Raw genomic sequence first — 25,093 nt, 5'->3', positions numbered from 1 at the left:
GCCCTGCGCGGGTGACTAGGCTGGCCGGGCCATGATCCAGACCACAGACCTCCGGGGCCTCAAGCCTACCCACGCCGACCTCCTCGCCCTCGTGCCCCGCTCGCACGTCGACGTCAGCGCCGCCGCAGAGTCGGCCGCCCAGCTCGTGCTCGACGTCCGGGAGCGAGGGGCCGCCGCGCTCCGCGACCAGGCCCAGCGCTTCGACGGCGTCCGCACCGAGCAGCTGCGGGTGCCCGTCGAGGTGGTCCGCGCCGCGGTCGACGCGCTCGACCCGCTCGTCCGCGCCGCCCTCGAGGAGTCCATCGTCCGGGTGACCGAGGCCAGCCGGGCCCAGGTGCCCGCCGGCAGCGTCACCCGCCCCGCCGACGGCGCGGTCATCGAGCAGCGCTGGCAGCCCGTCGACCGCGCCGGGGTCTACGTGCCCGGCGGCAAGGCGGTCTACCCGTCCAGCGTCGTGATGAACGTCGTGCCCGCCCAGGTCGCCGGCGTCCGGTCGATCGCCCTCGTCTCGCCCGCGCAGCGCGAGCACGGGGGAGGGGTGCACCCCGTCATCCTCGGAGCCGCCGGGCTCCTGGGCATCGACGAGGTCTATGCGGTGGGCGGCGCCGGCGCCGTCGGCGCGCTCGCGTACGGCGTGCCCGAGATCGGTCTCGAGCCGGTCCAGGTCATCACCGGGCCGGGCAACAACTTCGTGGCCGCGGCCAAGCAGCACGTCCGCGGCCAGGTCGGGATCGACGCGGTCGCCGGTGCGACCGAGATCCTCGTGATCGCCGACGCCAGCGCCGACGCGACGCTCGTCGCGGTCGACCTCATCAGCCAGGCCGAGCACGACGAGGTGGCCTCGGCCGTCCTCGTGACCGACTCCGCCGAGCTCGCCGACGCGGTGAGAGCGGAGCTCGAGCGCCTCGTCCCGCGCACCCTCAGCGCCGACCGGGTGCAGACGGCCCTCGACGGTCGCCAGTCGGCCATCGTGCTCGTCGACGACCTCACGGCGGCGACCGACTTCAGCAACGCGTACGGGCCCGAGCACCTCGAGATCCAGACCGCCGACGACGACGCCGTCCTGGCGCGCATCACGAGCGCCGGGGCCGTCTTCGTCGGGGCGAGCACGCCCGTCAGCCTCGGCGACTACCTCGCGGGCTCGAACCACGTCCTGCCCACCAGCGGCCAGTCCCGCTTCTCGTCCGGCCTCGGGGCCTACACGTTCCTCCGGCCCCAGCAGATCGTCCGCTACGAGCAGCACGCCCTCGCCGTGGTCGCCGACCGGCTCGTCGCCCTGTCCCGGGCGGAGCTCCTCCCCGCGCACGGCGAGGCCGTCGCGGCTCGCCTCTCCCGGCCCTAGGGCGGCCCGGTCGTCGCTCCGGCGTCGGGTGCCCCGGCTGCCAGTACGCTGAGGGCACCATGTTCTGCCCCTTCTGCCGCCACCCCGATTCCCGCGTCGTCGACTCCCGCACGAGCGACGACGGCACGTCGATCCGTCGCCGACGCCAGTGCCCGAACTGCGGCCGACGGTTCAGCACCACCGAGACGGCGAGCCTGAACGTCGTCAAGCGCAACGGCGTGCTCGAGTCCTTCAGCCGGGAGAAGATCATCTCGGGCGTGCGGAAGGCCTGTCAGGGGCGACCGGTGACCGACGGCGACCTCGCCCTGCTGGCCCAGAAGGTGGAGGAGGCCGTACGGGCCTCCGGCACGTCCCAGATCGAGGCGAACGACATCGGCCTCGCCATCTTGCCGCCGCTGCGCGAGCTCGACGAGGTCGCGTACCTCCGGTTCGCGAGCGTCTACCAGGCGTTCGACTCCCTCGACGACTTCGAGGCGTCGATCTCGCAGCTCCGGTCCGAGCACGCCTCGCGTCCGCGTCCGGCCCGGTCGGTGGACGAATGAGGACGCCGTACCGGGTCCTCTTCGACGTGGTGTTCGCGCGCATGGACCCGGAGGACGCCCACCACCTCGCCTTCCGCGTCATCCGTGCCGTGCCGCGCCTCGGCCTCGCGCCCGTGGTGCGGCGGTTCACGGCTCCCCACCCCTCGCTCGCCGTCGAGGCGCTCGGGCTTAGGTTCGCGTCGCCGTTCGGCGTGGCGGCCGGCTTCGACAAGGACGCGCGGGGCATCGCCGGCCTCGGTGCCCTGGGCTTCGGCCACGTGGAGGTCGGCACGATCACCGCGCAGGCACAGCCCGGCAACGAGCGCCCGCGTCTCTTCCGGCTCGTGCCCGACGAGGCGGTCGTCAACCGCATGGGGTTCAACAACGGAGGCGCGGAGCAGGCAGCCGAGGAGCTCACCCGGGCTCGCCGTGCCGCCGTCCGCCCCGTGGTCGGCGTCAACATCGGCAAGAGCCGGGTGGTCGAGGTCGACGACGCCGTCGACGACTACCTCGTGAGCACCCGCCTGCTGGCGCCGCTGGCCGACTACCTCGCGGTCAACGTGAGCTCGCCGAACACGCCCGGGCTCCGTGGCCTGCAGGAGCTCGACCGGCTCTCGCCGCTGCTCAGCGCCGTGCGCGACGCCGCGGGCCGGACCCCCGTCCTCGTCAAGATCGCCCCCGACCTCGACGACGAGGGCGTCCGTCGCATCGGCGGCCTGGTCACCGAGCTCGGGCTCGCCGGCGTCATCGCCACCAACACGACCCTGTCCCGCCAGGGGCTCACGACGCCGGCGTCCGTGGTCGAGGCCGCGGGCGCCGGGGGAGTCTCCGGGGCGCCCCTGGCGACGCGGTCCCTCGAGGTCCTCCGCCTGCTCCGCGAGGTGCTCCCCGCCGAGGTCTGCGTCATCTCGGTCGGCGGCGTCAGCACGGCCCGCGACGTGGCCGAGCGCCTCCGGGCCGGCGCGACCCTGGTGCAGGGCTACACGGCGTTCCTGTACCGCGGTCCGCTCTGGGCCCGCCAGGTCAACCGGGGCCTCCGGGCGCTCCGGCGCCGCGGCTGAGGCCGCCTCCGCCGTCGGCCTGCTGACACGACGACGCCCCGCTCCTCCGGAGGAGCGGGGCGTCGTCGTGCTGGACTCACCTCCGAGGAGGCGTGGGCGGGTGTCAGAGGACCGGAAACTCCCGGCGCTTCACCTGGGGCTTCGGCAGGCGCATGGGCTTCAGCTGCATGCAGCGCATGGCGGCGTACCAGCGGTTGCCCTTCTGGACGGCGTCGGCGCCGAACTTCGCCGTGAGCTTCTTCGTGACCAAGTGCCCGGCGACGAGGCAGTCGATGATCGCGACGATGAAGAAGCCCCAGAGGACGAACAGGGTGGCCGCCTGGACGGCGGTGACGTTGACCAGGCTCATCACGATGACGAGCACCATGAGCGGGATCATCGCCTCGCCGACGCTGTACCGGGCGTCGACGTAGTCGCGGATGAAGCGGCGCTGCGGCCCCTTGTCGCGCACGGGGAGGAACTTCTCCTCGCCGTTGGCGAGGCCGACCCGGGCCCGGTCACGCTGCTCGGCCAGGCGGGCCCGCTGGGCCTTCTGCGCCTCCTTGCCCTTGGCCACGAGGGGGCGGACGTTGGCCTGCTCCCGCTCGCGACGCGACGGGGTGGGGCGGCCCTTGCCCGCCGTCGTCGGCTCGGGGTCGGCGACCTGCGTCGTCGTGATGGTCTTGTCTGATGCCTTCGCCACGGTGTCCTCGGGTCTCGTCGAGTTCCTAAGATTACCTGCATGACCGTCTCGCAGCATCCCGTCTCCCCGACCGACCCCCGCACTGTCAGCGAACTCGCGGAGGCCGTGCAGGGCGGCCTGCCCCGGACCATCGCCGACCTGAGCTCCCTCGTGCGGATCCCCTCGGTCTCGTGGGACGCCTACGACCCGTCGTACGTCGCCGCCAGCGCCGACGCCGTCGCCGAGCTCGTGCGGAGCACCGGCCTCTTCGACGAGGTCCGCGTCAGCAGCGCTCCGATCGGCGACTCGGGCGCGACGGGGCAGCCGGCCGTCCTGGCCCGGCGTGCCCCCCGCGACGGCGCGCCGACCGTCCTGCTGTACGCGCACCACGACGTCCAGCCCCAGGGCGACGACGCCGACTGGGAGACCCCGCCCTTCGAGCCCACCCTCAAGGGCGACCGGCTGTACGGCCGGGGCGCCTCCGACGACAAGGCCGGGGTCATGACGCACGTCGCCGCGCTCCGGGCCGTCCACGAGGTGCTCGGCGACGACCTCGGGGTCGGCGTCGCCCTCTTCATCGAGGGCGAGGAGGAGTTCGGCTCCCGCTCGTTCGCCGACTTCCTCCGGCAGCACCACGACGACCTCGAGGCCGACGTCATCGTCGTGGCCGACTCCGACAACTGGAGCACGACGGTCCCGGCCATCACGGTCGGCCTCCGCGGCAACGTGACCTTCCGCCTCACCGTGCGCACGCTGGCGCACGCGTCCCACTCGGGGATGCTGGGAGGCGCGGTGCCGGACGCCATGCTGGCCATGGTCCGCCTCCTGGGCACCCTGCACGACGAGGTCGGCAGCGTCGCGGTGGCCGGGCTGGAGAGCCGGGAGGCCGACCACCCCGAGCAGTCCGAGGCGACCCTGCGCGAGGAGTCCGGGCTCCTCGACGGCGTCGCCGCCGTCGGGAGGGGACCGATCCTCAGCCGCGTCTGGTCGCAGCCCTCGATCACCGTCACGGGAATCGACGCCCCGTCGGTGGCGAACGCGTCGAACACCCTCCTGCCCGAGGTCTCCGTCCGCGTCAGCGCTCGGATCGCCCCCGGCCAGACGGCGGACTCGGCCTACGAGGCGCTGGAGGCCCACGTCCTCGGGCACGCGCCGTTCGGGGCCCACGTCGAGATCACCGACGTCGACAAGGGCGACCCCTTCCTGGTCGACACCAGTGGCTGGGCCATCGCCGAGGCGACCGTCGCGATGACCGAGGGCTGGGGCGAGGCCCCGCTGCAGACCGGCATCGGCGGCTCCATCCCGTTCATCGCGGACCTCGTGCGGACGTTCCCCGCGGCGCAGATCCTCGTCACCGGCGTGGAGGACCCGGACACGCGTGCCCACAGCCCCAACGAGTCGCAGCACCTCGGCGTCCTGCACCGCGCCGTCCTCAGCGAGGCGATCCTGCTCGCACGCCTCGACGCGCGGGGCTGAGCCCAGCTCCCGCTCCCTGCCCGTCCGCTGCACGAGGAACAAAAGCGGGGGAGTGCTGCTTACACTGGTCGACGACGAGTGTCCGACACTCCCACCGCCCGAACGGAGACACCATGACCGACACCGCGACCACCGCCCCCGTCGAGACCGCAGGCACCGCCGAGGCCGCCGCCCACGGCGTGCAGCTGACGTCCACCGCCGCGGAGAAGGTCCGCAGCCTCCTCATGCAGGAGGGGCGGGACGACCTGCGCCTCCGGGTCGCCGTCCAGCCCGGCGGCTGCTCGGGGCTCATCTACCAGCTCTACTTCGACGAGCGCCTCCTCGAGAACGACGCCACCGTCGACTACGACGGGGTGGAGGTCGTCGTCGACAAGATGAGCGTGCCCTACCTCGACGGTGCCGCGATCGACTTCGAGGACACCATCCAGAAGCAGGGCTTCACCATCGACAACCCCAACGCCCAGGGCAGCTGCGCCTGCGGCGACAGCTTCCACTAGGTCACGGGCCTCCCCACCGGCGAGTCCGGTCGGGGACGCCGATGAGCACCACGATCCCCGGGGATCGCCCCTCGGGGCGGTCCCCGTCGTCGTCCGTGAGCAGGCCTCCCGTCTCGATGTCGAACGAACGGCGTGCTGCGTTCGATCGACGGAGCAACCTGCGAGTAGGCTAGGGAAGTCCCGTCCTAGACTGGGAGATCCCCCTTGCTGTCGTGTCATCCGAGAGGTAACAGTGCGTTCTAACCGCCGTCTTCGTTGGGCCGCCATCCCCGTGGCCGCCGTCATGGCCCTGGTCTTGGCAGGCTGCACGACCGACCAGCTCCAGGGGTGGCTGCCCACCACCGCGGGCACCACCAACCACGTCGACAGCATCATCGGCCTCTGGGTCACGTCGTGGATCGTGCTGCTCATCGTCGGCCTCATCGTCTGGGGCCTCGTGATCTGGGCGTGCATCGCCTACCGCCGGCGCAAGGGCCAGACCGGCCTCCCGGTGCAGCTGCGCTACAACATGCCGATCGAGATCTTCTACACGGTCGTGCCCCTGATCCTCGTGCTCGGCTTCTTCGCCTTCACGGCCCGCGACCAGGCCGCCATCGAGGCGCCGACCGCGAGCCCTGACGTGAAGATCGACGTCTACGCCAAGCGCTGGGCCTGGGACTTCAACTACATCGACCAGAAGAACGACGAGGACAGCGTCTACTACCAGGGCATCCAGGCCCAGGAGCTCGGCGACGGCAACATCGACGAGAGCCAGCTGCCCGTCCTCTACCTCCCCGTCGGCAAGTCGGTCGAGATCGACCTCAACTCGCGCGACGTGGCCCACTCCTTCTGGGTCGTCGACTTCCTCTACAAGAAGGACACGATCCCCGGCAAGACGAACTACATGTACTTCACGCCGGAGAAGGAAGGCACCTTCACCGGCAAGTGCGCGGAGCTCTGCGGTGAGTACCACTCGCTGATGCTCTTCAACGTCAAGGTCGTGTCGCAGTCCGAGTACGACGACTACCTCGCGACCCTCGCGCAGCAGGGCAACACCGGCCTGCTGGGCGACCAGTACAACACCAACACCAACGAGCCGAACAACGAGGCGCCCGTCGCCGCCGGCTCCGACGAGAAGTAAGGGCACGGTTCGATGACAGCCACCGCCACGCGTCCCACCACCGGTGGGACGTCCTCAGGCCAGGACTTCGGGGCCTCCAAGGTCGGCCGCAAGGGCAACGTCGTCGTGAGCTGGATCACGTCGACCGACCACAAGACGATCGGGTACATGTACCTGATCGCGTCGTTCCTCTTCTTCTGCCTCGGCGGCGTGATGGCGCTGATCATCCGTGCGCAGCTGTTCGCCCCGGGCCTCGAGGTCGTCGCGACGAAGGAGCAGTACAACCAGCTCTTCACGATGCACGGCACGATCATGTTGCTCATGTTCGCGACGCCGCTCTTCTCGGGCTTCGCCAACGTGCTCATGCCGCTGCAGATCGGCGCCCCCGACGTCGCGTTCCCGCGGCTCAACGGCTTCGCCTTCTGGCTCTACCTCTTCGGCTCGATCATCGCGGTCGCCGGCTTCCTCACGCCGCAGGGTGCCGCGTCGTTCGGCTGGTTCGCGTACGCGCCCCTCTCGGACACGACGTTCTCGCCAGGACTCGGCGGGAACCTGTGGGTCTTCGGGTTGGGCATGACCGGCTTCAGCACCATCCTCGGCTCGGTCAACTTCATCACCACCATCGTCACCATGCGTGCGCCGGGCATGACGATGTGGCGCATGCCGATCTTCACCTGGAACACGCTGATCACCTCGATCCTCGTGATCATGGCCTTCCCCGTCCTGGCAGCTGCCCTCTTCGGGCTCGGCTTCGACCGCGTCTTCGACGCGCAGGTGTTCAACCCGGCCAACGGCGGCGCCATCCTGTGGCAGCACCTCTTCTGGTTCTTCGGCCACCCCGAGGTGTACATCATCGCGCTGCCGTTCTTCGGCATCATCAGCGAGGTCCTGCCGGTCTTCAGCCGCAAGCCGATCTTCGGCTACAAGACGCTCGTCTACGCGACGATCTCGATCGCGGCTCTCTCCGTCACGGTGTGGGCTCACCACATGTACGTGACCGGATCCGTCCTGCTCCCGTTCTTCTCGCTGATGACGATGCTCATCGCCGTGCCCACGGGCGTGAAGATCTTCAACTGGATCGGCACCATGTGGCGGGGCTCCGTCACGTTCGAGACCCCGATGCTCTGGGCGATCGGCTTCCTCATCACGTTCACCTTCGGTGGGCTGACCGGTGTCATCCTCGCCTCGCCCCCGCTCGACTTCCACGTGTCCGACACGTACTTCGTCGTGGCTCACTTCCACTACGTGGTGTTCGGCACCGTCGTCTTCGCGATGTTCTCCGGGTTCTACTTCTGGTGGCCGAAGTGGACGGGCAAGATGCTCAACGAGCGTCTCGGCAAGATCCACTTCTGGATGCTGTTCGTCGGCTTCCACACCACGTTCCTCATCCAGCACTGGCTCGGCGTCATGGGCATGCCCCGTCGTTACGCGACGTACCAGCCTGAGGACCACTTCACGTGGATGAACCAGCTCTCGACGATCGGCTCCATGCTCCTGGGCGTCTCGATCCTGCCGTTCCTCTACAACGTGTACATCACGGCTCGTCGTGCTCCCAAGGTCGAGGTGAACGACCCCTGGGGCTACTCGCGCTCGCTCGAGTGGGCCACGTCGTGCCCGCCGCCGCGCCACAACTTCACGTCGATCCCGCGCATCCGCTCGGAGTCCCCGGCGTTCGACCTGAACCACCCCGAGGCCGGCCTGCCCGTCGGCATCGGCCCGGCCAAGGACGCCCCGGATGCCCCGACGTACGACGCTTCCAGCGACAAGGTGAAGTAGGACCCCCATGAAGACCAACGCCACGCTGTTCTGGATCCTCGCGATCTTCTTCTTCGCCCTCTGCGCCGTGTACACGGTGTGGAACATCATCGACGTCAACCGGGTCGAGTGGGCCGGCACCATGGGCATCGGCCTCGCCGGCGCCCTGGGCGTGTTCCTCGCCTTCTACATGGGCCGCTCGCACGCCGCCCAGGGCGGTGAGCTGCCCGAGGACCGTCTCGACGCCAACATCGACGACGGTGACCCCGAGCTCGGGCACTTCAGCCCCTGGTCGTGGTGGCCCATCCTGCTGGCCTTCTCCTGTGGCCTGGTCTTCCTGGCCCTGGCGGTCGGCATGTGGATCATCTACATCGGTGGAGCCCTCATCGCGGTCTCCCTCGTCGGATGGGTCTACGAGTACTACCGCGGCAACTTCGCCCACTAGCCCCTCAGCACGACCGCATCGACGGCGCTCACCCTCTCCGGGTGGGCGCCGTCGTCGTCGTGTGCCCAGACGCTCTCAGGGTCGGCAGCGGGGGCGTGGGACAGGCTCTGGGCCCTGCCCATGGGTGGAGCGCCATGGCCTACCCGCCTGAGCCCCGTCGTTGCCATGGTGCACGGGGCACGTTCACCCTGGGCGCTCAGGATGACCGCTGACGCCGTGTGCGGGCCCGTTGCCTGTCGTCACGTCCATCCCGACCCGCTCCTCGGGCCCCTAGTTGGGCGTGCTTCTGGGGGCGTGCGAGGACTGAGCGGTCCCAGCGGTGCCGTTGTTGCAGGGGTGAGGCGGGTTCCCGTCATCGCGGGCGCGTCACCGTTGACCCGCCGGCAGGGTCGTGGACCCGCCGAAGGGGCCGAGAAGCACCACAGGGCCACCCTCACGCAAGTCGTCCGGCCCCGTCGACGGGGCAAGACAAGGCTCCCCGGCCCGCCCCGTGCGCCGACGCCGACGCTGCGCCGAGCGGGGTGATCGCACCGGGCCGGCCCGGGCCGGTCTCGGCCCCGACCTGGCCCGGGTCCGTAGGCCTCATAGCTGCTCTCCTGGTCATGAACGCCGGACGGCCCACGTTGCAGGACCACTCGAGCCGCCAGGCCGGTGCTCACGCGGACCACGACCGTCGCTGAGTCACGGGTGGGGTGGGTTCCCGTCATCGCGGGCGCGTCAGCGTCGACCCGCCGTGAGGGACACGGACCCGCCGCGGTGACGAGAGGAGGGCACGATCCGCCGGCCGGTCTGCCGTTCGGCCCAGAGCCGAGCAGGGCCGGTCAGGCCAGGCCCGTGCTGAGCAGGCCTGGTCAGGTTGAAGGAGGCGTCGGCGAGACTGAGCTGAGCTAGGCGCGACTGATCGAGGCTCAGGCACGGAGGCACGGAGGCACGGAGGCACGGAGGCACGGAAGCACAGACGCACGGACGCACAGACGCAAGGACGCACAGAGGGCCCGAGCCGCGTGTCACGGGCCACGGGGAGCTCGCCATCGGCTGCAGCAGACCCATGGCGTTGCACGCCTCACGGTGTCGGCACCGCTGCCCCGCAGATCACGAACGACGAAGTGCCCGACTGCCGGAGCAGTCGGGCCCTTCTGGGTGGTGCGGTGGATCAGTGCTGGTCGATCGACCGGCGCTCGTCTCCGGAGGGGACGGCCTCGTGGTGCGAGGACTCGATCTCCGAGCGCTTCACGGGCGCGATGCGGTCCTCGAAGAAGAAGGACGACACCGAGGCACGGAGACGCTGTACCGGCGTGATCTGGCCGTTGGCGTTCGGGCGGACCATGAGCGGCTCGTACTCGTTGAAGTTGAGCAGCTTCCACCGCTCGTACTCGTCGAGCTGTTCGTGGACCTCGACGTACTCGCCTCCGGGGAGGCGCACGATGCGACCCGACTCGTAGCCGTGCAGGGCGATCTCGCGGTCCTTCTTCTGGAGTGCGAGGCAGATCCGCTTCGTGATCATGAACGCGATGAACGGGCCGAGGATGAGGCAGGCCTGCACCGTGTGGATGACGTAGTTGAGGCTGAGGTGGAAGTGCGTCGCCATGAGGTCGGAGCTGGCTGCGGCCCAGAGGCTCGCGTACACGACGATGCCGGCGGCGCCGATCGCGGTGCGCGTGGGGGCGTTGCGGGGGCGGTCCAAGATGTGGTGCTCACGCTTGTCGCCCGTGACCCAGGCCTCGAGGAAGGGGTAGAGCAGCACGGCCAGGATGAAGACGACCAGGACCGCGATGGGAGCCAGGATGTTCATCGAGACGGTGTAGCCGAACGCCACGAACTCCCAGCCCGGCGGCACGAGGCGCAGGGCGCCGTCCGCGAAGCCGATGTACCAGTCCGGCTGGGTGCCGGCGGAGACGGGGGAGGGGTCGTACGGTCCGTAGTTCCAGATCGGGTTGATCGTGAAGAGCGACGCGATGAGGACCAGGACGCCGAAGACGATGAAGAAGAAGCCACCGGCCTTGGCGGCGAACACCGGCATGACGGGCACGCCCACGACGTTCTCGTTCGTCTTGCCGGGGCCCGCGAACTGCGTGTGCTTGTTGATGATGAGCAACAGCAGGTGGACGCCGAGCAGCGCGATGAGCAGTGCCGGGAGGAGCATGATGTGCAGCGAGTAGAAGCGGCCGACCATGTCGGTGCCGGGGAACTCTCCGCCGAAGAGGAGGTAGGAGATCCAGACGCCGATGACGGGGATTCCCTTGACCATGCCGTCGATGATCCGCGCACCGTTGCCGGAGAGCAGGTCGTCAGGGAGCGAGTAGCCCGTGAAGCCCTCGGCCATGGCGAGCACCCAGAGGGTGAAGCCGACGACCCAGTTGATCTCGCGGGGCTTGCGGAACGCACCCGTGAAGTACACGCGCAGCATGTGCAGCATGATCGACGCCACGAACAGCAGGGCCGCCCAGTGGTGGATCTGCCGGAAGAGCAGACCACCGCGGATGTCGAACGAGATGTCGAGCGTCGACGCCATCGCGGCCGACATGTTGAGGCCCTTGAGCGGCACGTACGAGCCGTTGTAGTTGACCTCAGCCATGGACGGCTGGAAGAAGAACGTCAGGAAGGTGCCCGACAGGAGGATCACGACGAACGAGTAGAGAGCGACCTCGCCGAGCATGAACGACCAGTGGTCGGGGAAGATCTTGCGGCCGACCTCGCGGACGAGGCCGGACATGCTCGTGCGCTCGTCGATGTAGTTCGCCGTGGCGCCGAAGATCTTGTTGGTCCGCGTCGGCGCGAAGGCCGGTGCGGAGACTGTGGTGCCGTGCGACGACGGGGTCGTCGTGTCGGTACCCGGTGCAGGGGTGGTGGTGGTCACTTGGCGCGCTCCCAGAAGCTCGGGCCCACAGGTTCGTGGAAGTCGCTCTGCGCGACGAGGTACCCGTCAGCGTCCACGGCGATCGGCAGCTGCGGGAGCGGGCGCTTGGCCGGTCCGAAGATCACTTCGCAGTTGTTGGTCACGTCGAACGTCGACTGGTGGCAGGGGCAGAGCAGGTGGTGTGTCTGCTGCTCGTAGAGGGCCACGGGGCACCCCACGTGCGTGCAGATCTTGGAGTAGGCGACGATGCCGTCGTACTGCCAGTCCTCGCGTCCCTCGGGGATGTTGAGGTCCTCGGGCTTGAGACGCATGAGGAGGACTGCAGCCTTGGCTTTCTCCTCGAGCAGGTGCTCGGATTCGTTCAGGCTCTCGGGGATCACGTGGAAGACCGAGCCCAGGGTGACGTCCGAGGCCTTGATGCGAGCACCGGACGGGTCGCGGGTGAGGTGCATGCCCTCTTCCCACAACGTGTGACGGAGGACCTCGTTCGGGTCCTCGGCGGGAGCGAGGTCGCGGAAGAGCACGACCGCGGGGAGCGGGGTGGCGACGAGCGCGCCGATGAGGCTGTTGCGGATCAGCGCGCGCCGACCGAAGCCGGACTCCTGGTTGCCCAGGGCGAAGACCTCGACGGCCTTGCCACGCGTCTCGTCCGTGCCACGGGTGCTGTGGCGCATCTCCGTGATCTCACGGGCGGGCATGAGGGTCTTCGACCAGTGCACGGCACCGATGCCGACGGACAGGAGCCCGAGGGCGATGCCGAGGCCGAGGAAGAGGTTGTTGAGGCGGACGGAGCCGGAGTCGCCCGACGTGATCGGGAAGGCCACGTAGGCGCCGATCGCGGCGATGCTGCCGACGATCGAGAGGAAGAACCAGGTGCTGACCTGGCGCTCCGCCCGCTTCTCGGCCCGCGGGTCGATGTCGGTGACACGGTCGCGGTGCGGCGGCTCGCCCGGGTTCTCGAAGACGTCCGTCGTCAGGACGGCCGTGCCGGCCGAGACCCGACGGGGCTCGTGCTTCTCGACAGCCGAGCCCGTCTCCGGGGCCTCGTCGTCGTGCTGTGCCATGGGTGCTGCCTTTCAGTGAAGTACGAGGAGGGCCGCTAGTTGGAGCGGGCCGTGAGCCAGATGGTCACGGCGACGATCGCTCCGAGGCCGAAGATCCAGATGAAGAGGCCCTCGGCCACCGGGCCGAGGCTGCCGAGCTCGAACCCACCGGGCGACGGGTTCTTCTCCAGGTACTTGAGGTACGTGATGACGTCAGCCTTGTCCTGCGGGGAGAGGTTGAGGTCGTTGAAGACCGGCATGTTCTGCGGGCCGGTGAGCATGGCCTCGTAGATGTGGGCTTCGCTGACGCCCTTGAGCGAGGGGGCGTACTTGCCCTCGGTGAGGGCGCCGCCGGCGCCGGCGACGTTGTGGCACATGGCGCAGTTGATGCGGAAGAGCTCGGCGCCGTTGGTCGTGTCGCCGTCGGCGGCGAGGTACTCCTCGTCGGGGATGGCGGGGCCGGGGGCGAGCGACGCGACGTAGGCCGCGAGGTCGGAGACCTGCTCGTCGGTGAACTGGACGGGCTTCTCCTCGGCCTGGGGGCCGTTGGCCGCCATCGGCATGCGGCCCGTGCCGACCTGGAAGTCGACGGAGGCGGCGCCGACGCCGATCAGGCTGGGACCGTCGCCGGTGCCGTCGGCCGACAGCCCGTGGCAGGTGGCGCAGTTGGACGCGAAGAGCTTCTGCCCCTCGTCGACGCTCTGCTGCGAGGCCGCGGCGGGCGCGGACTCCTCAGCGGTGGCGGTGGAGGAGAACAGGGCGTAGGCGCCGCCGGTCGTGAGCAGGCCCACGAGGAGGAGCGACGCCGTGGCGACGGGGCTGCGGCGGCCGGTCTTGGCGGTGCGTCGCGAGGAGGAGCTTCTGGTGAACATGCTGTGCGAACTTTCCGATGCCTATTTGAGGACGTAGACGACCATGAAGAGGCCGATCCACACCACGTCGACGAAGTGCCAGTAGTACGAGACCACGATGGCGGTCGTGGCCTCCTTGTGACCGAAGTTCTTGACCGCGAACGCGCGACCGATGGTCAGGAGGAAGGCGATGAGCCCGCCGATGACGTGGGCTCCGTGGAACCCGGTCGTCATGTAGAACGCGGAGCCGTAGGCGCTCGAGCTGAGCGTCACGTGCTCGGAGATGAGGTGGGCGTACTCGAAGACCTGGAGGCAGATGAAGACGGCGCCCATGGAGTACGTCAGGAAGAACCACTCGACCATGCCCCAGCTGCCGAGCTGGAAGAGCCGGCCGGTGCGACGGGCCTGCATGCGCTCGGCGGCGAACACGCCGAACTGGCACGTGACCGACGAGAGCACCAGGGTGATGGTGTTCGTCAGCGCGAACGGGACGTCGAGCTTGGCCGTCTCGGCGGCCCAGAGACCGGGAGAGGTGCTGCGCAGCGTGAAGTAGATCGCGAACAGGCCGGCGAAGAACATGACCTCGCTGCCGAGCCACACGATGGTGCCCACGGCGACCGTGCTCGGGCGGTTGACGACCGGCGCGCTGGAAGGCCTGGAGAGAGAGGTACTTGTCACGCCGTCCATTATGCCTGGTAAGTCGCCCTGGGTTTGCGCAGGAAACTCCGCGCCGGGAATTTCTGTTGACGCCGAGCTACTTGGCGTGCTGCAGCCCGACGCTAGCCTGGTCCCATGACCCACGAGCTCGCCTGGCCTGCCCTCATCGACGCCCTCCTGGCGCGTCGGGACCTCTCGATCACCGAGGCCACCTGGGCGATGGAGCAGGTCATGACGGCCGAGGCGACGCCGGCCCAGCTGGCGGCCTTCCTCGTCGCACTCCGGGCCAAGGGCGAGACGGTCGACGAGATCGTCGGGTTCCGCGACGCCGTGCTCGCGCACGCCGTGCCGCTGCCCGTGCCGTCCATGGCCGTCGACATCGTGGGCACCGGCGGGGACCGCTTCGGCACGGTCAACGTCTCGACGATGGCGTCGATCGTCGTCGCCGCCACGGGCGTCCCCGTCATCAAGCACGGAAACCGCGCCGCCAGCTCGTCGTCGGGCTCGTCGGACGTGCTGGCCGCGCTCGGCATCGACCTCACGCTGAGCGCCGACCGCGTCGCCGAGGTGCTCGCCGACGCGGGGCTGACCTTCGCCTTCGCGGCGGCCTTCCACCCCGGCTTCGGCAACGCCGCGGCGGTGCGACGGGAGATCGGCGTGCCGACCGTCTTCAACTTCCTCGGCCCGCTCGTCAACCCCGCCCGGCCCGAGGCCAGCGCGGTCGGGGTCGCCCAGCTCGACAAGGTGCCGCTCATCGTCGGCGTGTTCCAGACGAGGGGCGCGACCGCCCTCGTGTTCCGCGGCGACGACGGCCTGGACGAACTGACCACGACCGGCCACAGCCACATCTGGGAGGTCTCGACGGGCTCCGTCACCGAGCACGACCTCGACCCGCTCGACCTCGGGATCCCGCGGGCCCGCATCGCCGACCTCGTCGGGGGCGACGCCGAGCACAACGCGGCGATCGCCCGACGTGTCCTGGCGGGGGAGACCGGGCCCGTCCGCGACATCGTCCTGCTGAACGCGGCAGCGGGCCTCGTCAGCTACCGGCTCGCGGCCGACCAGTCGGAGCGCGACCGTCCGATCGTCGTGCGCTTCCGGGAGCAGCTCGCCGTGGCCCGGGAGGCGATCGACGGCGGCGTCGCCGCCGCCAAGCTCGACGAGTGGGTCGCGGCGACCCGTCGGGCCTGACCCCGGGCAGGCCGGTCTCCTCGGTCGACGCCCGAGCTCGTGCGAGAAGGGCCCGTTCCGAGGAACGGGCCCTTCTCCCTGTCACCGGCGCGTCAGCGCCGTGTCGTCAGATCCGACGTCAGTTGACGTCCTCGTCGACCCAGTCGAAGGTCTTCGTGACGGCCTTCTTCCAGAGGCGGAGCGTGCGGTCGCGCTCGTCGGCCTCGATGGCGGGCGTCCAGCGCTTGTCCTCCTGCCAGTTCGAGCGCAGGTCGTCGAGCGTGTCCCAGAACCCGACCGCCAGGCCCGCGGCGTACGCGGCGCCGAGGGCGGTGGTCTCGGCGACGACCGGACGCACCACGGGCACGTTCAGGATGTCGGCCTGGAACTGCATCAGGGCGTCGTTGCCGGTCATGCCGCCGTCGACCTTGAGCTCCGTCAGGTCGACGCCCGAGTCGGCGTTGACCGCGTCGAGCACCTCCCGGGTCTGGAAGGCGGTCGCCTCGAGCGCCGCACGGGCGATGTGGCCCTTGTTGACGTAGCGCGTGAGGCCGACGAGGGCACCACGGGCGTCGGAGCGCCAGTACGGGGCGAACAGGCCCGAGAACGCCGGCACGAAGTACACGCCGCCGTTGTCGTCGACCGTCTTGGCGAGCTCCTCGACCTCGGGGGCCGAGCCGATGATGCCGAGGTTGTCGCGCAGCCACTGGATCAGCGAGCCGGTGACGGCGATGGAGCCCTCGAGCGCGTAGTGGGGAGCCGCGTCGCCGAGCTTGTAGCCCAGCGTCGTCAGCAGCCCGTTCTTCGAGTGCACGATCTCCTCGCCCGTGTTGAAGATGAGGAAGTTGCCGGTGCCGTAGGTGTTCTTGGACTCGCCCTGGTCGAACGCCGCCTGGCCGAAGGTCGCGGCCTGCTGGTCGCCCAGGATGCCCGCGATCGGGACCTCGCGGAGGAGGCTCGAGGCCTCGACGGTGCCGTAGACCTCCGACGAGCTCTTGATCTCGGGCAGCATCGAGCGCGGCACGTCGAAGGCCTCGAGGATGTCGTCGCGCCACTCGAGCGTCTCGAGGTCCATGAACAGGGTGCGCGAGGCGTTGGTGACGTCGGTGACGTGCACGCCGCCGTCGGTGCCGCCGGTGAGGTTCCAGAGGACCCAGGTGTCGGTCGTGCCGAACAGCAGGTCGCCGGCCTCGGCCTTCTCACGGGCGCCCTCGACGTTCTCGAGGATCCAGACGACCTTGGTGCCGGAGAAGTAGGTCGCGAGCGGGAGGCCGACGATCGGCTTGAAGCGCTCGACGCCGCCGTCGGCCGCGAGGCGGTCGACGATGGACTGGGTGCGGGTGTCCTGCCAGACGATGGCGTTGTAGACGGCCTTGCCGGTGGTCTTGTCCCACACGACGGCGGTCTCGCGCTGGTTGGTGATGCCGACGGCCTTGATGTTGTGGCGCGTGATGTCGGCGCGCGACAGGGCCTGGCCGATGACCTCGCGGACGTTCTCCCAGATCTCGGCGGGGTCGTGCTCGACCCACCCGGCGCGCGGGAAGATCTGCTCGTGCTCCTTCTGGCCTGTCGCCACGATCGAGCCGGAGTGGTCGAAGATGATGGCGCGGGTGCTGGTGGTGCCCTGGTCGATCGCCAGGATGTAGTCGTCGCTCACGGGTGGTTCTCCTTCGTCGTTGATGGTGTCGACCGCGGCACGGCGGGTGCGCCTCGGGTGGGCACGGCCGTGCCGCGGTCAGCGGTGAGTCGGTGGGGGGTCAGGCAGCCAGGGGCAGCAGCGCGCCCGAGACCACGGCGGCGAGGGCGCCGCCGACCAGCGGGCCGACCACGGGGACCCAGGCGTACGACCAGTCGCTCGAGCCCTTGCCCTTGATGGGCAGGAAGGCGTGGGCGATGCGCGGGCCGAGGTCACGAGCCGGGTTGATGGCGTAGCCGGTCGGGCCACCGAGGGAGGCGCCGATCGCGATCACGAGGAAGGCGACGGGGATCGCGCCGAGCTCGGCCGGGGTGCCGCCGTTGGTGAAGCCGATGACCACGAACACGAAGGCGAACGTCGCGATGATCTCGGTGACGAGGTTCCAGCCGTAGTTGCGGATGGCCGGGCCGGTGGAGAAGACGCCGAGCTTGGCCGCGGGGTCGGGCTCCTCGTCGAAGTGGTTCTTGTACACGAGCCACACGAGGACGGCACCGATGACGGCTCCGATCATCTGGGCGGCCAGGTACACGAGGAACGCGACGAAGTCGATGTTGCCGAGGATCAGCTGCGCGAGGCTGACGGCCGGGTTGAGGGCCGCGCCGGACGAGTACGACACCGTGACAGCGGCGAAGACCGCGAGCCCCCAGCCGAAGTTGACCATCAGCGTCCCGCCGTTGAAGCCCTTCGACTTCGTGAGGGCCACGTTGGCGACGACGCCGCCACCGAGCAGGATGAGCATGGCCGTGCCCACCACTTCAGAGAGAAAAATCAGTCCCAGGTCCACGTCGACCTTCCTTAGTCGTCGGGCGGGGTGCGACTGTGCACCACCGCGGTGAGCGTGTGGCCTCACCATAGACCCGGGCAACCCTCAGGAAGGTAGCCGAATCACCCCAGATGCACATATGTGCACGGAGCAGGTGCGCACGGCTCGGGGGGTAGCTTCTTGCCAGGACGGTGCGAGCCTGCGCACCGCCGCCCGTTCCAGGGAGGAACTTCGATGAAGAAGCTCATCAACGATCCGAAGGACGTCGTCGAGGAGGCGGTGGCCGGCATGGGCCTCGCCCACCCGGGCCTCCTGCGGGTGTCGCACGACCCGACCTTCGTGACCCGCGCCTCCGGCCCGGTCAGCGGGAAGGTCGCGATCGTCAGCGGGGGAGGGAGCGGCCACGAGCCCCTGCACGCCGGCTTCGTCGGCCCGGGCATGCTGAGCGCCGCGGTGCCCGGCCCCGTGTTCACGTCGCCCACGCCCGACCCGGTCGTGGCGGCCACGCAGGCCGTCGACGGGGGAGCGGGCGTGCTCTACATCGTCAAGAACTACACCGGCGACGTCCTCAACTTCGAGACCGCGGCCGACCTCGCCGAGGCGGAGGGCGTCACGGTGGCGACGGTCGTCGTCGACGACGACGTCGCGGTCAAGGACTCCACCTACACGGCCGGGCGTCGCGGAGTCGCGGGCACGGTCGTCGTCGAGAAGGTCGCGGGCGCCGCCGCCGAGCGCGGCGACGGCCTCGAGCAGGTCGCGGAGATCGCCCGCCGGGCGAACGCCGCGACCCGCACGATGGGCGTCGCGCTCACCGCCGGCGTCGTGCCGCACGCGGGGGAGCCGAGCTTCACCCTCGCCGACGACGAGATCGAGATCGGCATCGGCATCCACGGCGAGCCCGGTCGCGAGCGCGTGCCGCTCGAGCCCGTCGACCGCATCGTCGACCGCCTGCTCGGCGCTGTCCTCGACGACCTGGGCACCGCCTCCGGCGACCGCGTCCTGCTGTTCGTCAACGGCATGGGCGGCACGCCGCTCGTCGAGCTCTACGTCGCCTTCCGAAGGGCCGCCGAGCTGCTCGCCGAGCGGGGCGTCGAGGTCGCCCGCACGCTCGTCGGCGACTACGTCACCTCGCTCGAGATGCAGGGCATGTCGATCACCGTGACGCGCCTCGACGACGAGCTGACCGAGCTCTGGGACGCCCCGGTCGAGACGGCCGCGCTCCGGTGGGGCCGGTGAGCGACCTGCTCCGCCCCGCAGCCCCCCACACCACACCCCCACGAGGAGAAGACGGATGACACTCGACGCGACCTGGACCCGCGCCTTCATCGAACGGACGGCCGACGTGGTGCGCGAGCAGCGCGCCGCGCTGGTCGAGCTGGACCGCGAGATCGGCGACGGCGACCACGGCGAGAACCTGGAGCGCGGCTTCTCGGCCGTGCGGGCCAAGCTCGGCCAGCAGCCGGAGGACGCCACGCCCGGCCAGCTGCTGAAGATGGTGGCCACGACCCTCATCTCCACCGTCGGGGGAGCCTCCGGCCCGCTGCTCGGCACCGCCTACCTCAAGGGGGCCGCGGCCCTCGGCGACGCGACCGAGCTCGATCCGGCGGCGGTCCTGGCCTTCCTCACGGCGGCGCGGGACGGCGTCGTGCTGCGCGGCAAGGCCGAGGTGGGCGACAAGACGATGATCGACGCGTGGTCGCCGGCCGTCGACGCGGCCGCCCGCGCCGCGGGCGACGGAGCCGACCCCGCCGCCGTGCTCCGCGCGGCCGCCGACGCCGCCGCCGAGGGCGCGGCGTCGACCGAGCCCCTCGTCGCCCGCAAGGGCCGGGCCAGCTACCTCGGCGAACGGGCCGTGGGGCACCGCGACCCGGGTGCGCAGTCGTCGTCGCTCATCCTCGCCGCGGCCGCCGACGCCGCCGCGACCCCCGCCGCCGCCACGACCGCCGGGGAGGCGTGACCGTGGCCGGCGTGGGCATCGTCGTCGTCTCGCACAGCGCGGCGATCGCCGAGGGCACCGTCGAGCTCGCTCGTCAGATGGCGCCGACCACGACCCTCGTGGCCGCGGGCGGCACCGACGACGGTGGTCTGGGCACGAGCTTCGACAAGATCTCCGCCGCGCTCTCGGCCGCCGACACGGGCCAGGGCGTCGTGGTGCTCTGCGACCTGGGCTCGGCGATCCTCACCACCGAGACCGCCGTCGACTTCCTCGACGACGACGAGGCCGCGCGGGTCGTGCTGGCAGACGCGCCCGTCGTCGAGGGCACCGTCGCCGCCGCGGTCTCGGCGGAGACCGGCGGCACGCTGCAGGAGGTCGCCGCGGCCGCCCGAACCGCCTCGGGGGTCGCCGACCCGCACCGGGACGAGCGTGAGCTCCGCGGCCGCGACGCGGTCGAGCGCTCGGTCGTCCTCGTCAACGAGTCAGGGCTGCACGCCCGGCCGGCCGCCGACCTCGTGACCCACGCCTCGCGCTTCCAGGCCGACGTCACGGTGAACGGCGTCGACGCGAAGAGCCTGCTGCGCATCATGGGCCTCGGGCTCGGCAAGGGCTCGACGGTGGCGATCATGGCCACCGGCCCCGACGCGGCCCAGGCCGTCGACGACCTCGTGGCCCTGGTCGAGGGCGGCTTCGGCGAGGGCTGACGCGCCGTCGCCGGGACGGCGACGACGAAGACGACGGCGGGCGCCGCGGGCTCAGGCCCGGGGCGCCCGTCGTCGCACGTGGCGGGTCAGCAGCAGGTCGCCCGCGACGAGCACGTGCGCCAGCTCGAGCTCGCGCAGCCCCGGCGCGTCTCCGCTCGTCGAGCGGGCGATGCGCGGGCCGACGCCGCCCTCCAGGGTCGGGGAGTGCGTCAGGAACAGCTCGTCGACCTCGTCCGCGGCGACGAGGTCGCCGAAGAGGGTCGGGCCGCCCTCGCAGTGCAGCTGCCGCAGCCCCCGGGCGACCAGGGCCTCGCGCAGGAGGCGCGGGTCGACGCGGTCGCGGCCGCACGCGACGACGTCGGCGACGCCTTCCAGGGCCCTCCGCGCCTCCGGGTCCGCCCGCTCGGTGGTGAGCACGACCGGGCGCACGGGCGCGTCGCGGAAGACGGCGCTGCCCGGGTCGAGCCGGAGCGTCGCCGAGACGAGCGCGAAGACCGGGTGGTCGGGCAGCGCGCGGCGTCGGCGCCAGGAGACGGAGGCGTCGTCGAGTCGCATCGGGCCGTAGCCCTCGTCGCGGACGGTGCCGGCCCCGACGACGACGACGTCCGAGACCCGGCGCAGCAGGTCGAAGAACCGCTTGTCGGCGGGCCCGCCGAGGCTCCCGGAGAGGCCGTCCGCCGTGGACGAGCCGTCGAGCGTCGAGACGAAGTTCACGCGGAGGCGCGGCTCGACGCGGTCGCCGGGGTCGATCATCGCCAGCAGCTGGTCGTCGTCGAGCGGGACGCCGGTCGGGTCGGGCGGCAGGAGGCGACGGAGGGCGGCCGGGTCGGCGGCGGCCGGGTCGGCGGCGGGCTGGTCGGGCACGGTGCTCCTAGACGTCGTGACGGGCGAGCAGCGGGGCCCGCCACCCCAGGATGCCCTCGACCATGCGGACGGCGTCCACCGCCGAGGGCACGTCGTGCATCCGCACGACGCGCGCGCCGAGCAGCACGCACGCGGTCGCCGCCGCCAGCGTGCCGGCCAGGCGGTCGGGCTTCTCGCGGTCGAGCATCTCGCCGATGAAGTCCTTGTTCGAGACGGCGGCCAGCACGGGGAAGCCGAGGGCCGCGACCTCGCCGAGGCGCCGGGTCAGCTCGAGGGTGTGCACGGTGGCCTTGTTGAGGTCGTGGCCGGGGTCGACGACGATCCTCTCCTCAGGCACCCCGCGGGCCAGTGCGAGGTCGACGCGACGTGACAGGAGGTCGACGACCTCGCGCGCGACGTCGTCGTAGCGGGGGTGCGGCCACGCGGTGCGCGGCGGGGCGAGGCTGTGGGTCACCACGAGGGTCGCCTCGCTGTCGGCGACGACGTCGGCCAGGCGGGGGTCGTGCAGGGCCGTCGTGTCGTTGATCACCGACGCCCCGGCATGGATCGCCGCGGCCGCGACCTCGGGGCGGAAGGTGTCGACCGACACGACCACGTCGGACTCGGCGACCAGCGCCTCCACCACCGGCAGGACGCGGTCTATCTCGTCGGCCGCCGAGAGCTCGGGCCCCGGCTTGAAGGGCACGCCCCCGACGTCGACCCAGTCGGCGCCCTGCCCCGCGGCGGCCACGGCGGCCGCGACCGCGCTGTCGAGGGCGAAGGTGCGCCCCTGGTCGAAGAACGAATCGGGCGTGCGGTTGACGATCGCCATCACGGCGACCTGTCGCGAGAAGTCGAACGTGCGCAGCCCGATGCGACGGACGGGCACGCGGAGCGGCACGGTTCCCAGCGCAGCCGGGGCCGGCCCGCGGTCAGCCACGGGGCGCCCCGATCAGCGCCATCGCCTCGGTGCGGGCGGCCGCGTCGCCGAGGCTGCCGCGGCTCGCCAGCGTCACGGTCGAGCTCTGCGTCTGGCGCGGCCCCCGCGTCGTCACGCAGCCGTGGACCGCCTCGAGCACGACGAGCACGCCCGCGGGGGAGAGCCCCTCGTCGAAGGCGTCGGCGATCTCCTCGCCGAGCTTCTCCTGCAGCTGCGGCCGCGAGGCGAGCGCGTCGACGACCCGGGGCACGCTGCCGAGGCCGACGATCGAGGCGCCGGGGACGTACGCGACGTGGGCCACGCCGAGGAACGGCAGCAGGTGGTGCTCGCAGACCGAGCGGAACTGCACGTCGCGCACGACGACGACCTCGCCGAGCTGGCCCGGCTCGGCCGGCACCGAGGAGGCACGGACGAGCTCGGTCGCGTCCGTCCCCGTCCCCGAGAAGAACTCGGCGTACGCCTCCGCCACGCGCCTTGGCGTGTCGAGGAGGCCCGGGCGCCCCGGGTCGTCGCCCACGGCCGCGAGGATCTCGAGCACGGCGGCCTCGATGCGCGGCCGGTCGACGGGGGAGTGGCTCATGGAGCCAGTGTCGCAGGCCCCCGCCCGGACGTCAGCCGTGCATGCCCGGCCCCGACCGACGGGGCGGCCGGGGCGGTCGACCGGCGGGGCGCTCAGCCGTCGGAGCCCGGGCGCGACTCGTGGTGGCGTCGACCGTGGCTGCGCCGCGCCTCCTTCATCTCCGACTCGAAGAGGTGGCGGCGCCCGCCGACGAGGTCGTCGCGGACGGCCGCCTCGCCCGCGCGGAGGGCGCTCCAGTACCCCGCGTCGTAGTCCTCGACGAGCTGGAAGGTCCAGCGGCCCTCGACCACGTTGCGGCCGACGACGTCGCGCTCCAGGCGGTCGGCGTGCTCGTCGTGCCCCGCCTCGCGGAGGAGGTCCACGGCCTCCCCGAGGGCGAGGTCGGCGGTGCCGGTCAGCCGGTGGAAGCCGTAGAGCAGGCCCCGGGCGTGCTCGACGGCCTCGAGGGCCTCCGACAGCTTGCCGAGGGCCTCGACGGTGGCGTCGTCGACGCCCGCGGGGCGGACGTGCGCGTCGTCCGGTCCGTCGTCGGGCACGGGCGCGGGGGAGTCGCGGGTCGTCGCGTCGGGGGAGCCGGGGGTCACGGGGGCGGTCTCGTCGTCCATGACCCGACCCAACCACCGGGGCGGCGGGTAGCGTCCGCGGGGTGACGACGACCCCGGACCGCCCCGCCCGACGACGGCTGCTGCTGCCCGGGCAGTGGGGCCCCGCGTTCGACGACGGGGGAGAGGTGCTCGTCGTCGAGGCCCTCGACGAGTTCTCCCGCCGCCCGCTGCACCGGGCCAAGGCGCACCTCTGGCTCTCGGCGCTCCGTCACCGGGTCGCCGAGCTCGGCGACCGCGCGGAGCACGTCCGGGTCGACCGCCTCGCCGACGCCCTCGCCGGGCGCGGCGACCTCGAGGTGGTGGACCCGCCCAGCCGTCACCTCCGCGCGGTCGTGCGCGCCGCCTCCCCGGCGGTCGTCGTGCTGCCGAGCCGCGGCTTCGTCACCAGCGAGGCCGACTTTGCCGACTGGGTCGCCGCCCGCCCGGGCCGGCTCCTCATGGAGGACTTCTACGAGGCCGTCCGGAGGCGCGAGGGCTTCCTGATGGAGGGGCCCGCCCCGGTGGGCGGCCGGTTCAGCTACGACGACGAGAACCGCCACGCGCCTCCCCGCGGCGCGGCCGGCCTGGGCCTGCCCGACCCGGTCTGGCCCGTCGAGGACGAGATCGACGCCGAGGTGCGCGAGCAGCTCGACGCCTGGCGCGACGCCGGCCTCGTGACGTTCGTGGGGGAGGACGACCGTCGCCGGTTCGCCGTCACGGCCGAGGAGGCGGAGGCGGCGCTCGAGGACTTCGTCGAGACGCGGCTCGGCGACTTCGGCCCCTTCGAGGACGCCATGCTGTCGGGCGACTGGACGATGGCGCACTCGCTGCTGAGCGTGCCGATGAACCTCGGCGTGCTCGACCCGCGCCACGTGGTCGAGCGGGTGCTGCGGGCCTTCGAGGGAGGCGCGCCGCTCGCCAGCGTCGAGGGCTTCGTCCGGCAGGTGGTCGGCTGGCGCGACTGGGTGTGGCACCTCTACTGGCACCTGGGGGAGTCGTACGTCGACGAGAACGACGCCCTGGGCGCCCGGGTGGAGCTGCCGGCGTGGTGGCGCGGTCTCGACTCGTCAGGGGTCGAGGCGGCGTGCCTGTCGGACGCGCTCGACGTCGTCTCGCGGCACGGCTGGACGCACCACATCCAGCGCCTGATGATCCTCGGCAACTGGTCGCTGCAGCGCGGCTACCGGCCCGACCAGCTGACCGAGTGGTTCACCGACGTCTTCGTCGACGGCACCGACTGGGTGATGCCCGCGAACATCGTCGGGATGTCGCAGCACGCCGACGGCGGAGTCGTCGCGACCAAGCCCTACGCGGCCGGCGGCCGCTACATCGACACGATGAGCGACCACTGCGGCTCGTGCCGGTTCTCGCCGACCGTCCGGGTCGGCGACGACGCGTGCCCGTTCACCGCGGGCTACTGGGCGTTCCTGCACCGGGCCGAGCCGGCGCTCCGCGACAACGCCCGCATGCGGAACCCGCTGCGGCAGATGCGCGGGCTCGACGACCTCGAGGCCGTGGTCGCTCAGGAGGCGGCTCGCGAGATGCCCTGAGGGGGCCCGGGGAGGGCCTGATCGCCTCCGTGTCAGATTCGACCTGACATAATGTGCATTAT

The 25,093-nt window shown here is 71.2% G+C and carries 24 protein-coding genes; 13 read left to right on the top strand and 11 right to left on the bottom strand.

Annotation, left to right across the window (positions count from 1 at the left end):
- Nucleotides 1-31: 31 nt before the first annotated feature.
- From hisD to JOE43_RS11695, 3 genes are read left to right on the top strand one after another with little or no spacing between them, the layout of a single operon-like run.
- On the top strand, nt 32-1,342 hold the full coding sequence (gene hisD, locus JOE43_RS11705; RefSeq protein WP_209517913.1) for a histidinol dehydrogenase: 1,311 nt from the start codon (nt 32-34) through the stop codon (nt 1,340-1,342).
- Between the two features lie 59 nt (nt 1,343-1,401).
- The gene (gene nrdR, locus JOE43_RS11700) at nt 1,402-1,884 is read left to right on the top strand and encodes a transcriptional regulator NrdR (RefSeq protein ID WP_056055048.1); all 483 of its coding nucleotides are present in this window, start codon (nt 1,402-1,404) and stop codon (nt 1,882-1,884) included.
- A complete protein-coding gene (locus tag JOE43_RS11695) occupies nt 1,881-2,924 on the top strand; it encodes a quinone-dependent dihydroorotate dehydrogenase (RefSeq protein WP_209517911.1) in 1,044 nt (347 codons plus the stop codon). The genes nrdR and JOE43_RS11695 overlap by 4 nt, the downstream gene beginning before the upstream one ends.
- 103 nt (nt 2,925-3,027) lie before the next feature.
- On the opposite strand, the gene JOE43_RS11690 is transcribed toward JOE43_RS11695, so the two are convergent.
- Complete coding sequence (locus JOE43_RS11690; protein WP_307803347.1) at nt 3,028-3,606, bottom strand: DUF3043 domain-containing protein; 579 nt, start codon at nt 3,604-3,606, stop codon at nt 3,028-3,030.
- A 39-nt stretch (nt 3,607-3,645) separates the two neighbouring features.
- Between JOE43_RS11690 and JOE43_RS11685 the strand changes: the two genes are divergently transcribed.
- The 5 genes from JOE43_RS11685 (at nt 3,646) to JOE43_RS11665 (ending at nt 8,857) form a co-directional block, all read left to right on the top strand.
- Nucleotides 3,646-5,061, top strand: a complete 1,416-nt coding sequence (locus JOE43_RS11685) for a dipeptidase (RefSeq protein WP_209517907.1) — start codon at nt 3,646-3,648, stop codon at nt 5,059-5,061.
- Nucleotides 5,062-5,174: 113 nt separating this feature from the next.
- On the top strand, nt 5,175-5,558 hold the full coding sequence (erpA, locus tag JOE43_RS11680) for an iron-sulfur cluster insertion protein ErpA (RefSeq protein ID WP_209517905.1): 384 nt from the start codon (nt 5,175-5,177) through the stop codon (nt 5,556-5,558).
- A 283-nt stretch (nt 5,559-5,841) separates the two neighbouring features.
- The gene (gene coxB / locus JOE43_RS11675) at nt 5,842-6,678 is read left to right on the top strand and encodes a cytochrome c oxidase subunit II (protein ID WP_209517902.1); all 837 of its coding nucleotides are present in this window, start codon (nt 5,842-5,844) and stop codon (nt 6,676-6,678) included.
- Between the two features lie 12 nt (nt 6,679-6,690).
- On the top strand, nt 6,691-8,433 hold the full coding sequence (gene ctaD, locus JOE43_RS11670; RefSeq protein WP_209517900.1) for a cytochrome c oxidase subunit I: 1,743 nt from the start codon (nt 6,691-6,693) through the stop codon (nt 8,431-8,433).
- Between the two features lie 7 nt (nt 8,434-8,440).
- Nucleotides 8,441-8,857, top strand: coding sequence for a cytochrome c oxidase subunit 4 (locus tag JOE43_RS11665; RefSeq protein WP_056055023.1), 417 nt, complete (start codon nt 8,441-8,443; stop codon nt 8,855-8,857).
- Nucleotides 8,858-10,010: 1,153 nt separating this feature from the next.
- Here JOE43_RS11665 and JOE43_RS11660 read toward each other — a convergent pair.
- Genes JOE43_RS11660 through JOE43_RS11645 form a run of 4 tightly spaced genes read right to left on the bottom strand, consistent with a single transcriptional unit; the run spans nt 10,011 to nt 14,295 of the window.
- Nucleotides 10,011-11,714 (bottom strand): cytochrome bc complex cytochrome b subunit, encoded by a 1,704-nt coding sequence (locus JOE43_RS11660; RefSeq protein WP_056055019.1) that lies wholly within the window; start codon nt 11,712-11,714, stop codon nt 10,011-10,013.
- Complete coding sequence (locus JOE43_RS11655; protein WP_056055016.1) at nt 11,711-12,778, bottom strand: ubiquinol-cytochrome c reductase iron-sulfur subunit; 1,068 nt, start codon at nt 12,776-12,778, stop codon at nt 11,711-11,713. Before JOE43_RS11655 ends, JOE43_RS11660 begins: the two co-directional genes overlap by 4 nt.
- A 35-nt stretch (nt 12,779-12,813) precedes the next feature.
- The gene (locus JOE43_RS11650; protein WP_167259243.1) at nt 12,814-13,629 is read right to left on the bottom strand and encodes a c-type cytochrome; all 816 of its coding nucleotides are present in this window, start codon (nt 13,627-13,629) and stop codon (nt 12,814-12,816) included.
- 21 nt (nt 13,630-13,650) lie between these two features.
- On the bottom strand, nt 13,651-14,295 hold the full coding sequence (locus JOE43_RS11645; RefSeq protein ID WP_209517898.1) for a heme-copper oxidase subunit III: 645 nt from the start codon (nt 14,293-14,295) through the stop codon (nt 13,651-13,653).
- A gap of 105 nt (nt 14,296-14,400) precedes the next feature.
- Here JOE43_RS11645 and trpD point away from each other — a divergent pair, with 105 nt between their 5' ends.
- Nucleotides 14,401-15,456, top strand: coding sequence for an anthranilate phosphoribosyltransferase (gene trpD, locus JOE43_RS11640; RefSeq protein WP_209517896.1), 1,056 nt, complete (start codon nt 14,401-14,403; stop codon nt 15,454-15,456).
- A 118-nt stretch (nt 15,457-15,574) separates the two neighbouring features.
- Here trpD and glpK read toward each other — a convergent pair whose 3' ends face one another.
- Nucleotides 15,575-17,092, bottom strand: a complete 1,518-nt coding sequence (gene glpK, locus JOE43_RS11635; protein ID WP_209517894.1) for a glycerol kinase GlpK — start codon at nt 17,090-17,092, stop codon at nt 15,575-15,577.
- A 100-nt stretch (nt 17,093-17,192) separates the two neighbouring features.
- Nucleotides 17,193-17,870 carry an MIP/aquaporin family protein gene (locus JOE43_RS11630; RefSeq protein WP_056055941.1) on the bottom strand — a complete coding sequence of 226 codons (678 nt, stop codon included), beginning with the start codon at nt 17,868-17,870 and terminating at the stop codon, nt 17,193-17,195.
- Nucleotides 17,871-18,128: 258 nt separating this feature from the next.
- Between JOE43_RS11630 and dhaK the strand changes: the two genes are divergently transcribed.
- Genes dhaK through dhaM form a run of 3 tightly spaced genes read left to right on the top strand, consistent with a single transcriptional unit; the run spans nt 18,129 to nt 20,534 of the window.
- On the top strand, nt 18,129-19,130 hold the full coding sequence (dhaK, locus tag JOE43_RS11625) for a dihydroxyacetone kinase subunit DhaK (protein ID WP_209517892.1): 1,002 nt from the start codon (nt 18,129-18,131) through the stop codon (nt 19,128-19,130).
- 55 nt (nt 19,131-19,185) lie between these two features.
- Nucleotides 19,186-19,851, top strand: coding sequence for a dihydroxyacetone kinase subunit DhaL (gene dhaL / locus JOE43_RS11620; RefSeq protein ID WP_209517890.1), 666 nt, complete (start codon nt 19,186-19,188; stop codon nt 19,849-19,851).
- Nucleotides 19,852-19,862: 11 nt separating this feature from the next.
- Nucleotides 19,863-20,534, top strand: coding sequence for a dihydroxyacetone kinase phosphoryl donor subunit DhaM (gene dhaM, locus JOE43_RS11615; RefSeq protein WP_209517888.1), 672 nt, complete (start codon nt 19,863-19,865; stop codon nt 20,532-20,534).
- Between the two features lie 51 nt (nt 20,535-20,585).
- Here dhaM and JOE43_RS11610 read toward each other — a convergent pair whose 3' ends face one another.
- The 4 genes from JOE43_RS11610 to JOE43_RS11595 form a co-directional block, all read right to left on the bottom strand.
- On the bottom strand, nt 20,586-21,398 hold the full coding sequence (locus JOE43_RS11610; protein ID WP_307803346.1) for a pyrimidine reductase family protein: 813 nt from the start codon (nt 21,396-21,398) through the stop codon (nt 20,586-20,588).
- A 7-nt stretch (nt 21,399-21,405) separates the two neighbouring features.
- On the bottom strand, nt 21,406-22,317 hold the full coding sequence (gene folP, locus JOE43_RS11605) for a dihydropteroate synthase (RefSeq protein WP_307803345.1): 912 nt from the start codon (nt 22,315-22,317) through the stop codon (nt 21,406-21,408).
- Nucleotides 22,310-22,897, bottom strand: a complete 588-nt coding sequence (folE, locus tag JOE43_RS11600) for a GTP cyclohydrolase I (RefSeq protein WP_209517886.1) — start codon at nt 22,895-22,897, stop codon at nt 22,310-22,312. Before folE ends, folP begins: the two co-directional genes overlap by 8 nt.
- A gap of 92 nt (nt 22,898-22,989) precedes the next feature.
- Complete coding sequence (locus JOE43_RS11595) at nt 22,990-23,502, bottom strand: hypothetical protein (protein ID WP_245187144.1); 513 nt, start codon at nt 23,500-23,502, stop codon at nt 22,990-22,992.
- A 41-nt stretch (nt 23,503-23,543) separates the two neighbouring features.
- On the opposite strand from JOE43_RS11595, the gene JOE43_RS11590 reads away from it, so the two are divergent.
- Nucleotides 23,544-25,031 (top strand): cryptochrome/photolyase family protein, encoded by a 1,488-nt coding sequence (locus JOE43_RS11590; RefSeq protein ID WP_307803344.1) that lies wholly within the window; start codon nt 23,544-23,546, stop codon nt 25,029-25,031.
- Nucleotides 25,032-25,093 lie beyond the last annotated feature (62 nt).

It is taken from the genome of Frigoribacterium sp. PvP121, assembly GCF_017833115.1.
GTDB classification, from domain to species: domain Bacteria; phylum Actinomycetota; class Actinomycetes; order Actinomycetales; family Microbacteriaceae; genus Frigoribacterium; species Frigoribacterium endophyticum.
Note: the sequence above shows the minus strand (reverse complement) of the source record. Positions and strands in the feature narration are given on the sequence as shown.

Bases quoted from the DNA above. Each gene is read 5' to 3' on its own strand.
- JOE43_RS11695 (WP_209517911.1), top strand. From the start codon at position 1,881: ATGAGGACGCCGTACCGGGTCCTCTTCGACGTGGTGTTCGCGCGCATG.
- JOE43_RS11630 (WP_056055941.1), bottom strand. From the start codon at position 17,870: ATGCTCATCCTGCTCGGTGGCGGCGTCGTCGCCAACGTGGCCCTCACG.
- hisD (WP_209517913.1), top strand. From the start codon at position 32: ATGATCCAGACCACAGACCTCCGGGGCCTCAAGCCTACCCACGCCGAC.
- folE (WP_209517886.1), bottom strand. From the start codon at position 22,897: ATGAGCCACTCCCCCGTCGACCGGCCGCGCATCGAGGCCGCCGTGCTC.
- dhaK (WP_209517892.1), top strand. From the start codon at position 18,129: ATGAAGAAGCTCATCAACGATCCGAAGGACGTCGTCGAGGAGGCGGTG.
- JOE43_RS11655 (WP_056055016.1), bottom strand. From the start codon at position 12,778: ATGGCACAGCACGACGACGAGGCCCCGGAGACGGGCTCGGCTGTCGAG.
- JOE43_RS11650 (WP_167259243.1), bottom strand. From the start codon at position 13,629: ATGTTCACCAGAAGCTCCTCCTCGCGACGCACCGCCAAGACCGGCCGC.
- coxB (WP_209517902.1), top strand. From the start codon at position 5,842: ATGGCCCTGGTCTTGGCAGGCTGCACGACCGACCAGCTCCAGGGGTGG.
- dhaL (WP_209517890.1), top strand. From the start codon at position 19,186: ATGACACTCGACGCGACCTGGACCCGCGCCTTCATCGAACGGACGGCC.
- trpD (WP_209517896.1), top strand. From the start codon at position 14,401: ATGACCCACGAGCTCGCCTGGCCTGCCCTCATCGACGCCCTCCTGGCG.
- JOE43_RS11685 (WP_209517907.1), top strand. From the start codon at position 3,646: ATGACCGTCTCGCAGCATCCCGTCTCCCCGACCGACCCCCGCACTGTC.
- JOE43_RS11595 (WP_245187144.1), bottom strand. From the start codon at position 23,502: ATGGACGACGAGACCGCCCCCGTGACCCCCGGCTCCCCCGACGCGACG.
- JOE43_RS11665 (WP_056055023.1), top strand. From the start codon at position 8,441: ATGAAGACCAACGCCACGCTGTTCTGGATCCTCGCGATCTTCTTCTTC.
- ctaD (WP_209517900.1), top strand. From the start codon at position 6,691: ATGACAGCCACCGCCACGCGTCCCACCACCGGTGGGACGTCCTCAGGC.
- nrdR (WP_056055048.1), top strand. From the start codon at position 1,402: ATGTTCTGCCCCTTCTGCCGCCACCCCGATTCCCGCGTCGTCGACTCC.
- JOE43_RS11645 (WP_209517898.1), bottom strand. From the start codon at position 14,295: ATGGACGGCGTGACAAGTACCTCTCTCTCCAGGCCTTCCAGCGCGCCG.
- erpA (WP_209517905.1), top strand. From the start codon at position 5,175: ATGACCGACACCGCGACCACCGCCCCCGTCGAGACCGCAGGCACCGCC.